The organism is Streptomyces sp. NBC_01485 (genome assembly GCF_036227125.1).
In the GTDB taxonomy this organism is placed as follows: Bacteria; Actinomycetota; Actinomycetes; order Streptomycetales; family Streptomycetaceae; genus Streptomyces.
In genome coordinates this window covers 4,509,347-4,524,158 of record NZ_CP109435.1, presented here as the reverse complement: position 1 = coordinate 4,524,158, position 14,812 = coordinate 4,509,347, and the positions used below count along the sequence as shown (strand labels likewise).

The window sequence follows — 14,812 nt, the reverse complement described above, 5'->3', positions numbered from 1 at the left end:
CGTCCGGCCAACAAGTGGATCATCACATATCCCATCTGACCTGCGAAAACGAGCCGATCGTGGACGCGTTCGCCGACGAGTGATCCAGTTACCGGCGGGTATCCCCAATTCGGACCAGTGGTCGATCTCGCCTACACTCGGTGGCGTGCCACGTGGTGACGGTCGACTCAGTCATGATCTGCTCCCCGGCGAGAAAGGACCCCAGGACGCTTGCGGCGTCTTCGGAGTCTGGGCTCCCGGTGAAGAGGTCGCCAAGCTCACTTACTTCGGGCTCTACGCCCTCCAGCATCGAGGCCAGGAATCCGCGGGAATCGCGGTCAGCAACGGCTCCCAGATCCTTGTCTTCAAGGACATGGGCCTCGTTTCCCAGGTCTTCGACGAGACCTCGCTCGGTTCGCTCCTCGGTCACATCGCGGTCGGTCACGCCCGCTACTCGACCACCGGCGCCTCCGTGTGGGAGAACGCCCAGCCGACGTTCCGTGCCACCGCGCACGGCTCGATCGCGCTCGGCCACAACGGCAACCTCGTCAACACCGCCCAGCTCGCCGAGATGGTCGCCGACCTGCCCAAGCAGGAAGGCCGGTCCCCGCGCGTCGCGGCGACCAACGACACCGACCTGCTCACCGCGCTCCTCGCGGCCCAGGTCGACGAGGACGGCAAGCCGCTGACCATCGAGGAAGCCGCCCACGCGGTCCTCCCGCAGGTCAAGGGCGCCTTCTCGCTCGTCTTCATGGACGAGCACACCCTCTACGCCGCCCGCGACCCGCAGGGCATCCGCCCGCTGGTCCTCGGCCGCCTCGAGCGCGGCTGGGTGGTCGCCTCCGAGTCCGCCGCCCTCGACATCTGCGGCGCGGCCTACGTCCGCGAGATCGAGCCGGGCGAGTTCATCGCCATCGACGAGAACGGCCTGCGCACCTCCCGATTCGCGGACGCGAAGCCCAAGGGCTGTGTCTTCGAGTACGTGTACCTGGCCCGCCCCGACACCGACATCGCCGGGCGGAACGTGTACCTCTCCCGCGTGGAGATGGGCCGCAAGCTCGCCAAGGAAGCCCCGGCCGACGCCGACCTGGTCATAGCGACCCCGGAGTCCGGCACCCCGGCCGCTATCGGCTACGCGGAGGCCTCCGGCATCCCCTTCGGCGCGGGTCTCGTCAAGAACGCGTACGTCGGCCGGACCTTCATCCAGCCCTCGCAGACCATCCGGCAGCTCGGCATCCGCCTGAAGCTGAACCCGCTGAAGGAAGTCATCAAGGGCAAGCGGCTGGTCGTCGTCGACGACTCGATCGTCCGCGGCAACACCCAGCGGGCCCTGGTGCGCATGCTCCGCGAGGCGGGCGCGGCCGAGGTCCACATCCGGATCTCCTCGCCGCCCGTGAAGTGGCCCTGCTTCTTCGGCATCGACTTCGCCACCCGCGCGGAGCTCATCGCCAACGGCATGACCATCGACGAGATCGGCACCTCGCTGGGCGCCGACTCCCTCTCGTACATCTCCCTCGACGGCATGATCGAGGCGACCACCATCGCCAAGCCGGACCTCTGCCGCGCCTGCTTCGACGGCGAGTACCCGATGGAGCTGCCCGACCCCGAGCTGCTCGGCAAGCAGCTCCTGGAGACGGAGCTGGCCGCGGGTCCCGCAGCCACGGCCGCGGCTGACGCCATCCGTCGCCCGTAAGCCCCGTATCCCCATCAACTCGAAAGATCCCAGGCAATGTCTGAGACCACGTCCGGTGTATCCGGAACCGGTGCTTCCTACGCGGCCGCCGGCGTCGATATCGAAGCGGGCGACCGCGCCGTAGAGCTGATGAAGGAGTGGGTGAAGAAGACGCGGCGGCCCGAGGTCCTCGGCGGCCTCGGCGGCTTCGCCGGCCTCTTCGACGCCTCCGCCCTCAAGCACTACGAGCGCCCGCTCCTCGCCTCCGCCACGGACGGCGTCGGCACCAAGGTCGACATCGCCCGCCAGCTCGGCGTGTACGACACCATCGGCCACGACCTGGTCGCGATGGTCATGGACGACATCGTGGTGTGCGGCGCCGAGCCGCTGTTCATGACCGACTACATCTGCGTCGGCAAGGTCCACCCCGAGCGGGTCGCCGCCATCGTCAAGGGCATCGCCGAGGGCTGTGTCCTCGCCGGCTGCGCCCTCGTCGGCGGCGAGACCGCCGAACACCCGGGCCTGCTCGGCGAGGACGACTTCGACGTCGCCGGCGCCGGTACGGGCGTCGTGGAGGCCGACCGGCTGCTCGGCCCGGACCGTATCCGCACGGGTGACGCGGTGATCGCCATGGCGTCCTCCGGCCTTCACTCGAACGGGTACTCCCTGGTCCGGCATGTCCTGCTGAACCAGGCGGGCCTGGCCCTCGACGCCCGGATCGACGACCTCGGCCGCACGCTCGGCGAAGAGCTCCTGGAACCCACCAAGATCTACTCCCTGGACTGCCTGGCCCTCACCCGTACGGCGGACGTGCACGCCTTCTCGCACATCACCGGCGGCGGCCTCGCGGCCAACCTGGCCCGCGTGATCCCCGACGCGCTGCACGCGACCGTGGACCGCTCCACCTGGACCCCGGACCCGATCTTCGACCTCGTCGGCCGGACCGGCTCGGTCGAGCGCCTGGAGCTGGAGAAGACCCTGAACATGGGCGTCGGCATGATGGCGATCGTGCCCGGCGAGTCGGCGGACGTGGCCCTGGCCACACTGGCCGACCGCGGGGTCGACGCCTGGATCGCCGGCGAGATCACCGAGCGCGGCGAGCACACCACGGGAGCCGAACTGGTCGGCGACTACGCCCGCTAGGACCCGCCCGCTGGGACTGCCTGCGCGGTCAGGACCGCGCAGGCGGTAACCGCACAGGCAGTAATCGCACAGGCAGTAACCGCACGGGCAATACCCGTGCAGGCAGCACAAGACCCGGCCGGTGACCGAAGTCACCGACCGGGCGGGTGCTCAGTACAAGGTCAAGCGCCGCGACGGTGTTGCGAGGAATCCTCGCCGTCATCCTCGTCGTCGGCCCCGTACAGCTCGGCGTACCGGGCGTACGGGTCGTCCTCGTCTTGCTCATCGTCATCATCCTCGAACGGCTCAGCGTTCGGCGGAATATTCGATGGCGATGCGCCCAGCTCTTCGGCCAGGCGTGAGAGATCCGTCCCGCCGCTGTTGTACTTCAGCTGGCGGGCGACCTTCGCTTGCTTGGCCTTGGCCCGGCCGCGCCCCATGGCTCGACCCCCTCAACGACGGGGCTCGACGGCCCCAGGTTGACACGCGTTCATGATCCAGGACGGCCTCTCCATGGAGAGCCCGTCGTAGGGCTCCCACGGTACCTGAGCCCACGCCCGTACGGTACGTCGCCCGCCGCACGCGCGTGTGCGCAGCACCTTTCAGACGACCCGTCCTTGCTGGTCAGTGGCGATTTTAACCACTTATCGGCGGCCGACCCGCCGGGGAGAGTGTGAGTTCTCTCTAACTTTCCACCGGCCGGTACCGCCGAAACCCTCGGACGAGCCGCCACGGGAACCCCGGCTGAACCCCGGTGGGACTCTCACAGAGCCCCACCGGCCCCTCGTCAGTCCGTCACCGGCCGGTCACCAGCCGCGTGCCTGGGCCGCCTCGTGCATCCGCTGCTCGGCGATCCGGTCGGCCGCGGCGGCCGGTGGAATCCCGTCCTCCTTCGCACGTGCGAAGATTCCCAGCGTGGTGTCGAAGATCCTCGCGGCCTTCGCCTTGCACCGCTCGAAGTCGAAGCCGTGCAGCTCGTCGGCGACCTGGATGACCCCGCCGGCGTTCACCACGTAGTCCGGGGCGTAGAGGATCCCGCGGTCGGCGAGGTCCTTCTCGACGCCCGGGTGGGCGAGCTGGTTGTTGGCCGCGCCGCAGACGATCCTCGCCGTCAGCACCGGCACCGAGCCGTCGTCGAGCGCCCCGCCGAGCGCGCAGGGGGCGTACACGTCGAGCCCGTCCACGCGGATCAGCGCCTCGGTGTCGGCGACCGCCGTCACCCCTTCCGGGTGCCGGCCGAGGATCCGGCGTACGGCGTCCTCGCGTACGTCGGTGATCACGACCTCGGCGCCCTCGGCCCGCAGGTGCTCCACCAGGTGGTGGCCGACCTTGCCGACGCCCGCGACGCCGACCTTGCGGCCCCGCAGCGACGGATCGCCCCACTGGTGCTGGGCCGAGGCCCGCATGCCCTGGTAGACGCCGAAGGCGGTCAGCACGGACGAGTCGCCGGCCCCGCCGTTCTCCGGCGAGCGCCCGGTCGTCCAGCGGCACTCGCGCGCCACGACGTCCATGTCGGCGACATACGTGCCGACATCGCAGGCGGTCACGTACCGCCCGCCGAGCGAGGCCACGAAACGGCCGTACGCGAGCAGCAGCGCTTCGGTCTTGATCGTGTCCGGATCACCGATGATCACGGCCTTGCCGCCGCCGTGGTCCAGACCGGCCATGGCGTTCTTGTACGACATCCCGCGCGCGAGGTTCAGCGCGTCGGCGACGGCCTCCGCCTCGGTCGCGTAGGGGTAGCAGCGGGTACCGCCGAGGGCGGGGCCCAGGGCGGTGGAGTGGAGCGCGATGACGGCCTTGAGGCCGCTGACACGGTCCTGGCAGAACACGACCTGCTCATGGCCGCCCTGGTTCGAGTGGAACAGGGTGTGCAGTACGTCAGCAGGTGCGCCGGATACGTCGGTCACTGTGGTGACTCCCGGGTGACTAGCGGCGGTTCGGGGCGCAGGCACCGTAAGGGTGGCGGGGCCTGTGAACTGAGCGTAGAGCCTGCGCGGCCCGCCGATCGCGACCTGTGGAGGATCACTTCTTCCGGAGTGCCGCCGTGGGACGATGCGCGGGGTTTCCCGGTCCGCGGAAGGGGGAGGGAGCAGGCGTGCCCAAGGAGTCCTCGGTGATCGTCCCGTACGCGGCCTATCTGCGCGTGTACGAGCCGCTGGCCGCCTTTCCCGAGCCCGAACGCACCCACTGGACGGCCTACGCCCGCCGCCCCGAGCTCCCCTCCTACCAGGACGAGCTGCGCCGCTCGCTGGCCGACCTGCTGCCCACCCCGCCGGTCGGGGTACCGGTGCACGAGAGCGGCGACGCGTTCGTGACCGAGGTGGACGGCGTGCTCTGCGTCTGCCCCTGGCGCACCCGGCTGCGCGGCTGGCTGGCCCTGGCGGAGCTGGACGGCGACGAGCTGCCCCGGTCGGTCCTCGACGCGGCGCTCCCCGAGGTCGTACGCCTGCAGGCGGCGAAGGACCACGAGCGGTGGCTGGAGCGCAACCCCGACGCCCGCCCGTGGATCCGCACGGCGATCTGGCAGGTGCCGATCAACTGGTTCGTGCTCGTCTCCGACGGGGAGCGGGAGTACGGCAAGGGGACGGCGGAGGTCGCACCCGTGCTGCGCTACCGCACGCCCATGGTGCAGGCGCGGCGGCGGGTGGCCCGGTCGCTGCGCACGCTGAAGGACGCGATGGACGAGGGGCCGCTGATCGACGGCCTGCTGGACGTGGGGCGCTGGCTGGAGGAATTCCACCCGCGTTCGCTTGTGGAACTGGATTACGGCGGCCTCGTGCACGTGCTGCCGGCCGGCGAGCTGGAGGACGATCACTCGGCGAAGGACGTGGCCGAGGGCATCGAGGCGCTGCGGACCGGCGACGGCGCGGCGGCCGGCGAGGCGTACGCGCGGCTCGTGGAGCGGTGGCGGTCGGTCCGGAACAGGCGCTCCGCGAACTGATGATCAACTGACGGTGTGACAGGCGCTACAGCGGTGGCGCATGTGACGCACGTCACGGACCAGAAGTGGCCGGACAGCGTACCGTCAAACGCACTTCACGGAACTGACGGGACGTAGGTCCCGATCCGGGCTTATGTCGCAAGGGTGACGGACCGCACGTACACGGCCCTTGCGCCGCTTGCCCCTCCTCGTGCCAAAATAGGACAAGGAGTCCGGGGAGGACTCCTCCACCCGCTTATGTTCCACTGTGGGGGGAAATCTCAGTAATGCACGCTTTGTGGAGTCTGGTGACTCCTGATCGCCACTGTGACTGATCGTCACAGTGGCGTGACTGTCCGCTATGGCATGGTCCATCGGCTTCCGTCGCCGATGAACACCTGGGGGGCAATTCCATCGGTTTGGCCGACGCGGCTGGACGGATGGTGTAGTTGTAGTGCCGAGGACAAGCCGTTCGTCCTATAACCGACTCGACTCGCGTCCGCCATTTCGGGCAACGCGGGTCAAGGTGCAGAATTTAGAGGAAAGAACCGAGAAGGTTCGGTTCTCCCGAGGAGGCCGCTCATGACCGCTCGCACCCCTGATGCTGAGCCGCTGCTGACCCCGGCTGAGGTCGCCACCATGTTCCGTGTGGACCCTAAGACGGTCACACGGTGGGCGAAGGCCGGCAAGCTCACGTCGATTCGTACGCTCGGCGGACATCGCCGTTATCGCGAGGCCGAGGTCCGCGCTCTGCTTGCGGGGATCCCGCAGCAGCGCACCGAAGCCTGACAACTGAATATGCGGGCAACACGTCAGGTCCCCCAACCTGTTCGGACGCCCGAAACCTAGCTCCAAGCGACGTGGGTCCTGCCCCAACAGGCCCCTCGCCCACTGGGAACGTCGTCGATCGCGCTGGACTCCGCCGGGTCCAGCGCGATCTTTTTTTGTGCGCCTGGTGCCACTTGAGACCGCTTGAGACCGCTTGGGACTGCCTGAGGCCGCTGAGGGCCGCTCTTCGTGGTCGCATCAGGTCGTATCAGGTGACTCTGTGAGCGACCTTGTCGGAGTCTGGGGAGGCTCTGGGAGGGTTCCTGGGGGCATCTCCCGGACTTCCTCCGGACTTCCTACCGAGTGGTGCAATTGCACATATAAAATTGACCAGTTGTAGGCGACCGGTAAGAACCCGGGTTTTCGAAACTCATGCGGTGACACCTGTCACATGCCGGAAGCCTTGTCGCCGCTGACCCATGTGCGCTAAAGGGGAGTTGGGCGTCGACGCTCGCGGGCTGTGCGGGGGCGGTCCCTGAGATCTGGGTACCGGGCCGGACGCGACGCCGTCAAGGGCGCGTCGGGGAACGCAGAGAGCCCGGATCCGAAGATCCGGGCTCTCTGTTACTGCGGTCCTGACGGGATTTGAACCCGCGGCCTCCACCTTGACAGGGTGGCGAGCACTCCAAACTGCTCCACAGGACCAGGTTTTCGCGGCACTTGATGTTGCGTTGTGCTGCGAGAAGGACTGTACAGGAGGGTGAGCCTGCTGGTCGAACTCACCCTCCGTACGGGATCCGTTACGGCACCGCCGCGTCGATCGCCTTCACGATCCGCTTGTCGGAGACCGCGTACGCCGTGCCCAGCGCGTGCGCGAAGTAGCTGACCCGCAGCTCCTCGATCATCCAGCGGATGTCCAGCACCGAGGACGGCACCGGCCGGCCCGGGGGGAGCTGTTCCAGGAGCCAGGCGTACTCGTCCTGCATCTCGTGGACCTTCTCCATGCGGCTGGTGTCCCGCTGCACGCCGGTCGGCATCTGCTGCAGGCGCCGGTCCACCGCCACCAGGTAGCGCATGAGGTCGGGCAGCCGGCGCAGGCCCGCCCACGTCACGAAACCGGGCTTCACCAGGGCGTCCAACTGCCCCCGTACGTCCGTGAGGTTCGCCAGGAGCACGGGGCTGCGTACGCCCTTCAGACGGCGCTCACAGGCCTGCCAGGCGGCCAGCACCTGCTGCACCTGCCCGACCGTCCGCACCGTCGTGTCGACGATCTCCGCGCGCACCTTGTCGTACAGCTTCCGGAACGACTCCTCGTCCCACGCCGGACCGCCGAAGTCGGCGATCAGCCGGTCCGCCGCCGCCATCGCGCAGTCGTCGAACAGAGCCTGGATGGAACCGTGCGGATTCGCCGACAGCGCGATCTTCTGAGCGTTCGTCAACTTCTCGGATGCGAACTTTGCCGGGTTGACCGGGATGTTGCGCAGGATCAGCCGGCGGGTGCCCTTCCACATCGCCTCCGCCTGCTCCGCCTCCGTGTCGAAGAGGCGTACGGACACCGTGTTCGCCGTCGGTCCGTCGTCGACCAGCGCCGGGTACGCCCTCACCGGTTGGCCGGCGCGGCGGGTCTCGAAGACGCGGGTGAGCGCGCCGATCGTCCAGTCCGTCAGGCCCGAACGCTCCAGGGACTCGCCGCCCTGCCGTTCGGCGGTGGCCGCGGCGGCCTGCGAGATGGCCTGCCTCGCCTTCGGCTTCAGCCGGAGCTTCAGGGACTCCAGGTCCTTGTCCTCGGCCAGCTTGCGGCGCCGCTCGTCGACGATCCGGAAGGTGATCTTCAGGTGGTCGGGGAGCCGCGACCAGTCGAAGTCGTCCGCCTCGAAGGGGACACCGACCATGCGCTTCAGATCGCGGGCCATCGCCGTCGTGAGCGGCCCTTGGAGCGGCGCCGCCTGGCCCAGGAAACGCTGCGCGAAGTTCGGCGCCGGCACGTAGTTGCGGCGGATCGGCTTCGGCAGGGAACGGATCAGCTCCGTGACGACCTCCTCCCGCAGACCCGGGATCTGCCAGTCGAATCCCTCGTCCGTGACCTGGTTGAGCACCTGGAGCGGGATGTGGACGGTCACACCGTCCGCGTCCGCGCCCGGCTCGAACTGGTACGTGACCGGGAACTTCAGCGGACCCTGCCGCCACGCGTCCGGATAGTCGGCCTTCGTGACCGCCTCCGCCGACTCCCGGATGAGCATCTCCCGCTCGAAGTCCAGGAAATCGGGCTGCTCGTGCCGCTTGTGCTTCCACCAGGAGTCGAAGTGCGCGCCGGACACCACGTGTTCGGGCACCCGCTGCTCGTAGAAGTCGAACAGCGTGTCGTCGTCGACGACGATGTCCCGCCGCCGCGCCCGGTGCTCCAGCTCCTCGACCTCGCTGAGGAGCCGGCGGTTGTCGGCGAAGAACTTGTGGTGCGTGCGCCAGTCGCCCTCGACGAGCGCGTTGCGGATGAACAGCTCGCGGGAGGTCTCCGGGTCGATCCGGCCGTAGTTGACCTTCCGCTGGGCGATGATCGGCACGCCGTACAGCGTGACCTTCTCGTCCGCCATCACGGCCGCCTGGTCCTTCTCCCAGCGCGGCTCGCTGTACGTCCGCTTCAGGAGATGCCCGGCGAGCGGCTCCACCCACTCCGGCTCGATCTTCGCGTTGACCCGCGCCCAGAGACGGGACGTCTCCACCAACTCCGCGGACATGACGAACCGGGGCTGCTTCTTGAACAGGGCCGAGCCCGGGAAGAGCGCGAACTTGGCGCTCCGCGCGCCCAGATACTCGTTCTTGTTGCCGTCCTTCACGTCCTTCATGCCGATGTGCGAGAGCAGACCGGCGAGGAGGGAGACGTGGACACTCTGCTCGGCCGCGTCCTCCTCGTTCGGATGGATCCCCATCTGCTTGGCGACCGTGCGCAACTGCGAGTAGATGTCCTGCCACTCACGGATGCGCAGGAAGTTCAGGTACTCCTGCTTGCACATCCGCCGGAAGGAGGAGGACCCTCGCTCCTTCTGCTGCTCGCGGACGTACCGCCACAGGTTGAGATACGCGAGGAAGTCGCTGGTCTCGTCCTTGAAACGGGCGTGCTGCTGGTCGGCCTGCGTCTGCTTGTCGGCCGGCCGCTCGCGCGGGTCCTGGATGGACAGCGCGGCGGCTATCACCATGACCTCGCGGACACAGCCGTTCTTCTCGGCCTCCAGGACCATCCGGGCCAGCCGCGGATCTACGGGCAACTGGGCCAGCTTGCGGCCGGTCGGCGTGAGCCGCTTGCGCGGGTCCTTCTCGGTCGGGTCCAGCGCGTTCAGCTCCTGGAGGAGCTGCACGCCGTCACGGATGTTGCGGTGGTCCGGCGGGTCGATGAACGGGAACTTCTCGATCTCGCCGAGCCCGGCCGCCGTCATCTGGAGGATGACGCTCGCCAGGTTCGTCCGGAGGATCTCCGCGTCCGTGAACTCCGGGCGGGCGACGAAGTCGTCCTCGTCGTACAGCCGGATGCAGATGCCGTCGCTGGTCCGGCCGCAGCGGCCCTTGCGCTGGTTGGCGCTGGCCTGCGAGACCGCCTCGATGGGCAGCCGCTGGACCTTGGTGCGGTGGCTGTAGCGGCTGATCCGGGCGAAGCCGGGGTCGATGACGTACTTGATGCCCGGGACGGTCAGGGACGTCTCGGCCACGTTCGTCGCCAGAACGATCCTGCGGCCCGTGTGCTGCTGGAACACCCGGTGCTGCTCGGCGTGCGACAGCCGGGCGTAGAGAGGCAGTACCTCGGTGAACCGGTATCTCTTCTTCTCCAGCGCGTCCGCGGTGTCCCGGATCTCCCGCTCACCGGAGAGGAAGACGAGGATGTCGCCCTGCCCCTCGGCCTGGAGCTCCTCCACGGCATCGCAGATCGCGGTGATCTGATCCCGGTCGGCGTCGTCGGACTCGTCTTCGAGGAGCGGTCGGTAACGCACCTCCACCGGATACGTCCGCCCGCTGACCTCGACGATCGGGGCGTCGCCGAAGTGCCGGGAGAAACGCTCCGGGTCGATGGTCGCGGAGGTGATGACGACCTTGAGGTCCGGCCGGCGCGGCAGCAACTGGGCGAGGTAGCCCAGCAGGAAGTCGATGTTGAGGGACCGCTCGTGGGCCTCGTCGATGATGATCGTGTCGTACGCGCGCAGCTCACGGTCGGTCTGGATCTCCGCGAGCAGGATGCCGTCCGTCATCAGCTTCACGAAGGTGGCGTCCGGGTTCACCTGGTCGGTGAACCGCACCTTCCAGCCGACGGCCTCACCGAGCGGCGTCCGCAGCTCCTCGGCGACCCGCTCGGCGACCGTACGGGCGGCGATGCGACGGGGCTGGGTGTGCCCGATCATCCCGCGCACGCCACGACCCAGCTCGAGACAGATCTTCGGGATCTGGGTCGTCTTGCCGGACCCCGTCTCACCGGCGACGATGACGACCTGGTGATCACGGATGGCGGCCGCGATATCGTCCTTCTTCTGGCTGACCGGGAGCTGCTCGGGGTACGAGACGGCGGGCACACGGCTGCGCCGCAGCGTCATCCGCTCCTCGACCTGCGCGACCTCCGCCTCGATCTCGGCGAGGACGGCGGCACGGGCCTCCGGCTTGCGGATCCTGCGCGCGCCTTCGAGCCTGCGCCCGAGCCGATGCGCGTCGCGCAGAGACAGCTCGGCCAGGCGGGGGGCGAGAGCGCCGAGGGCGGGGGTTCCCGGGGCAGAGGCGCCGGGGGCGGGGTGCGTAGACATACGCGATCCAGGATCTCATCTTGGCGAAAGAAGGGGCGAGCGCTTTTGGGGCCGCCTCACCTGACGCGGAGCGACGAAAACCCCCTCCAGTTGCCCGGAGGGGGTTTTCGTTCTGGTGGCTGGGGCCGGGGTCGAACCGGCGACCTATCGCTTTTCAGGCGATCGCTCGTACCAACTGAGCTACCCAGCCACGAGGTTTCACGTGAAACGGAAACCTCAGCGGTCCTGACGGGATTTGAACCCGCGGCCTCCACCTTGACAGGGTGGCGAGCACTCCAAACTGCTCCACAGGACCCAGCTGTTGCGTACGACAGTGTCGCACACGGTGTTGCGTGCCCCCAACGGGATTCGAACCCGTGCTACCGCCTTGAAAGGGCGGCGTCCTAGGCCGCTAGACGATGAGGGCTATCGGCCCGCCTGGGCGCTTCTCAGCGCGTCGGGGACGTCATGAGCATATGGGATGGCGGGGGGTATCGCCAAAACGGTTTACCGGGCCGTCCTGGAGGGGGTTCGGGACGGGGTTCCGGCGGCGGTTTCGGCGGTGCTGGGGGAAGGAGTGGGGGCGGGGCTCGGGGTGGGGGACTCGGGGGACGGCGACTTGTCGGCGCCCGGTTGGTTCTCCTTCGGGAGGTGGCGGCTGACCTCGGCCGTCGTCAGGCCCAGGCCGCCGAGTTTGATCTCGTCCCAGGCCTGGAGGCGGCGGGTGTCGCGGTCGAAGTAGAGGATCGACGCCTCGATGGGGTCGGGGTACTTGCCCTCGACGGCGCGCAGGCCGCTGCCGCCGGTCGAGCCCTCGACGCGCAGCCGGGTGCCCTGCTTCATGACCTCCATCTCCTCGTGGTGGAGGTGGCCGGCCAGGACGAGCGGCACCGCGCCGTCCGTGCCGCGGGCGGCGGAGGGCTCGTGGGCGACGGCCACGTCGGCCGGGGTGCCGGCGGCCTGCTGGGCGCGCAGGGCGGCCGCCAGCCGGGCGCCCGCCGCCTCCTGGGTCTCGGCGGCGCCCGGCACGGTGGAGCGGTCGGGGGTGAACTGGGGGTCGCCGATGCCCGCGAAGCGCAGCCCGGCGACGGTGACCGCGCGGCCGTCGTCGAGGACGTGCACGTTCTTCATGCCCGCCAGGTAGCGCTGGGTGACGAGGGAGTCGTGGTTGCCCCTGACCCAGACGTACGGCGCGCCCAGGTGGGCGATGGGGTCCAGGAAGCCGTTCTCCGCCGCCGTGCCGTGGTCCATGGTGTCGCCGGAGTCGACGATCACGTTGACCTTGTACTGCTCGACGAGCGAGGCGATGATCTTCCAGCTCGCGGGGTTGAGGTGGATGTCGGACACGTGCAGGACGCGGACGGTCGTCGGGTCCGGCTGGTAGGCGGGGAGCGTGGAGGTGACGTCGTAGAGCTTGGTCACGTTGGTGACCAGGCGGGCGAGTTCCCGCTGGTAGACGTCGAACTCGGTGACGATGCTGCGCGCGTTGCCGACGATGGAGGGCGCCGAGGACAGCAGGCCCGAGAAGCGCGGTTCCAGCACCGAGTTGGGGTTCCAGGTGGCGTACGCGGTCGCGCCCGAGGCGCCCAGGAGGGTGAGGGCGAGGCCGCCGGCGGCGAGGGCGCGGCGGGGGCGGCGGTAGACGGCGAGGCCGAGGGCGGTGGCGCCGGAGACGACGGCGACGCAGGAGCGGAGTGCCAGGTCGAGGGTGCCGTGTTCGACGTCGCGGACGATCTCGTCCTGGAGGCCGGAGAGGCGTTCGGGGTGGTCGACGAGGGCCTGGGCGCGGACCGGGTCGAGCTGGTCGACGTTCACGTCGAGGCGGACCGGGGCGTGGTGGCTGTCCAGGGTGAGCGCGCCGAGCGGGGAGACGTTGATCTTCGTGCCGCCGGTGACGGACGGGCGCAGGGTCATGGTCGTGTCCATGGGGCCGACGGGCACGCGGACGTCGCCGACGATCAGCAGCCCGAGCCAGGCGCCGAACAGGACGACGGCGGTCAGCCCGAAGGCGCGGGCCCAGGGGCCTGGCCGGGCGGCGAGTTCGGGGACCGTCCTGCTGCTGTTCCTGATCCTGTTCTTGGTGCTGTTGCGGCGCTTGAGGCGGTTCAGGGCTGCGGCGGGGACGCGGGCGCGGGCCATTGGTGCCGTATGCCCCGGTCCGGGCGCTGGTATGCGAACGGTTCGGACCCTTCGTACGGCGGCCTCGTACCGGACAATGGGCCTGTGCTGGAGATGACGCGTGAGGAGTTCGAGGAACTGGTCGCCGAGGCGCTGGACCGGATTCCGCCGGAGTTGACGCGGCTGATGGACAACGTCGCGGTGTTCGTCGAGGACGAGCCGCCGGCGGACGATCCCGAGCTGCTCGGGCTCTACGAGGGGACTCCGCTGACGGATCGCGGGGAGTGGTACGCGGGGGTGCTGCCGGACCGGATCACGATCTACCGGGGGCCCACGCTGCGGATGTGCGGGTCGCGGGAGGAGGTCGTGGCGGAGACCGAGGTGACGGTGGTGCACGAGATCGCCCATCACTTCGGCATCGACGACGCGCGGCTGCACGCGCTGGGGTACGGCTGAGGCGTCCGGCGGGATGTCCGGTGCGGAGTCCGGCGAGGCGTCCGGTGGGGGCGCGTGTCCCGGGCGTGTCTTCTTGTGGGCGGCGGGAGTTGGGCACGTCGACTCCATACGCCTGCACCGGAGGTGGCCCCGTGCGCCCCTTGTACGTACCCGTTCGTCTGGCCGTGACGGTCATGGCCGTCGCCGCGGCCGCCGGCTGCATGAGCGTGGGGGACGAGGAGGGCGGCCGGGTCAAGCCGTCGCACTCGGCGGGGCAGCAGGCCGGTGAGGCGCCGGACGGGGGTTCGGCGGGCGTGGGCGGCGGCTTCGGGATGGGCGCGGCGGGCGGCGACGGCAAGCACGGGCACGGGAAGGGTGACGCGGCGAAGGCGAGCGCGTCGGCATCCGCCTCGGCCGCGCCGTCGGCCGGTGCGAGCGCGTCGGCCTCGGCGGGGGCGGTGAAGCCGGGGAGGACCGACAAGCCGGGGGCGCCCACGCCGACCAAGGCGCAGCCGACGGCGCCCACCCGCTCGCCGGACCCGGAGCCGCCCGTGCCGTCGCCGGAGCCGCCGTCGCCCTCCCCGGAGCCGACGGTCGCCGAGCCGTCGGCCTCGGCGCACGAGGACGGCGGGGGGACGGCGCCGCAGTTGGCGGAGCGGGAGCCGGCTCCGGAAGCGGCGCCCGAGGCGGCTTCGCCGGTCTAGGGGGTTCGCCGGCCCGGGCGTGGCCTGGGCGGGGTCGCTGGCCTAGGGCCGGTGGGACCTCGGACCGGCCCGGGACGGGACCTCACGGTCGACCTCAGGGGCGACCTTAGGCCAGTCCGGGAGTGGACCTCGGAACGGCAGGGCGCAGGACCCGGATGGCTGCTGAGCTGCGGTTATGGGGCTCGGTTTGCCTTCGGTGGCAAGGGTGAGTATGGTAGTAGATCGTTTGATCCCATTTGCCCGGCGCCACCACAGAGCGCGCCGTGTGGCGCGTACTCTCCCTTGCCGTGGCGGACCGCATAGAGGCGGTCGTAAAGCGATGCGAACACGGAGT

The 14,812-nt window shown here is 69.5% G+C and carries 10 protein-coding genes and 4 tRNA genes; 6 read left to right on the top strand and 8 right to left on the bottom strand.

Going from position 1 to position 14,812, the window contains the following annotated elements; genetic code table 11:
- Positions 1 to 145 precede the first annotated feature (145 nt).
- Positions 146 to 1,672: an amidophosphoribosyltransferase gene (gene purF, locus OG352_RS20550; protein WP_329218786.1), complete on the top strand. Its 1,527-nt coding sequence runs from the start codon at positions 146 to 148 to the stop codon at positions 1,670 to 1,672.
- Between the two features lie 36 nt (positions 1,673 to 1,708).
- A complete protein-coding gene (gene purM, locus OG352_RS20545; protein WP_329218785.1) occupies positions 1,709 to 2,794 on the top strand; it encodes a phosphoribosylformylglycinamidine cyclo-ligase in 1,086 nt (361 codons plus the stop codon).
- A gap of 161 nt (positions 2,795 to 2,955) precedes the next feature.
- Here the strand turns inward: purM and OG352_RS20540 are convergent, their stop codons facing one another.
- Entirely contained in the window at positions 2,956 to 3,213 is a 258-nt protein-coding gene (locus OG352_RS20540) for a DUF3073 domain-containing protein (protein ID WP_093781564.1), read from the bottom strand.
- 366 nt (positions 3,214 to 3,579) lie between these two features.
- Positions 3,580 to 4,683 carry a Leu/Phe/Val dehydrogenase gene (locus tag OG352_RS20535; RefSeq protein ID WP_329218784.1) on the bottom strand — a complete coding sequence of 368 codons (1,104 nt, stop codon included), beginning with the start codon at positions 4,681 to 4,683 and terminating at the stop codon, positions 3,580 to 3,582.
- Between the two features lie 188 nt (positions 4,684 to 4,871).
- Between OG352_RS20535 and OG352_RS20530 the strand changes: the two genes are divergently transcribed.
- Positions 4,872 to 5,717 (top strand): hypothetical protein, encoded by an 846-nt coding sequence (locus OG352_RS20530; RefSeq protein ID WP_329218783.1) that lies wholly within the window; start codon positions 4,872 to 4,874, stop codon positions 5,715 to 5,717.
- A 561-nt stretch (positions 5,718 to 6,278) separates the two neighbouring features.
- Positions 6,279 to 6,485, top strand: a complete 207-nt coding sequence (gene bldC / locus OG352_RS20525) for a developmental transcriptional regulator BldC (RefSeq protein ID WP_033321412.1) — start codon at positions 6,279 to 6,281, stop codon at positions 6,483 to 6,485.
- Between the two features lie 609 nt (positions 6,486 to 7,094).
- Here bldC and OG352_RS20520 read toward each other — a convergent pair.
- The 6 genes from OG352_RS20520 to OG352_RS20495 form a co-directional block, all read right to left on the bottom strand.
- Positions 7,095 to 7,169, bottom strand: a tRNA-Asp gene (locus tag OG352_RS20520).
- 95 nt (positions 7,170 to 7,264) lie between these two features.
- On the bottom strand, positions 7,265 to 11,242 hold the full coding sequence (hrpA, locus tag OG352_RS20515; protein ID WP_329218781.1) for an ATP-dependent RNA helicase HrpA: 3,978 nt from the start codon (positions 11,240 to 11,242) through the stop codon (positions 7,265 to 7,267).
- Positions 11,243 to 11,355: 113 nt separating this feature from the next.
- A tRNA-Phe gene (locus OG352_RS20510) sits at positions 11,356 to 11,432 on the bottom strand.
- Positions 11,433 to 11,462: 30 nt separating this feature from the next.
- Positions 11,463 to 11,537, bottom strand: a tRNA-Asp gene (locus tag OG352_RS20505).
- 38 nt (positions 11,538 to 11,575) lie between these two features.
- Positions 11,576 to 11,648, bottom strand: a tRNA-Glu gene (locus tag OG352_RS20500).
- Between the two features lie 80 nt (positions 11,649 to 11,728).
- Positions 11,729 to 13,360 (bottom strand): metallophosphoesterase family protein, encoded by a 1,632-nt coding sequence (locus OG352_RS20495; protein ID WP_329218779.1) that lies wholly within the window; start codon positions 13,358 to 13,360, stop codon positions 11,729 to 11,731.
- Between the two features lie 84 nt (positions 13,361 to 13,444).
- On the opposite strand from OG352_RS20495, the gene OG352_RS20490 reads away from it, so the two are divergent.
- Together OG352_RS20490 and OG352_RS20485 are read left to right on the top strand one after the other, a co-directional pair.
- Positions 13,445 to 13,795: a metallopeptidase family protein gene (locus OG352_RS20490; RefSeq protein WP_067435541.1), complete on the top strand. Its 351-nt coding sequence runs from the start codon at positions 13,445 to 13,447 to the stop codon at positions 13,793 to 13,795.
- Positions 13,796 to 13,926: 131 nt separating this feature from the next.
- On the top strand, positions 13,927 to 14,478 hold the full coding sequence (locus tag OG352_RS20485) for a hypothetical protein (RefSeq protein ID WP_329218777.1): 552 nt from the start codon (positions 13,927 to 13,929) through the stop codon (positions 14,476 to 14,478).
- The last annotated feature ends 334 nt before the right edge of the window (positions 14,479 to 14,812 follow it).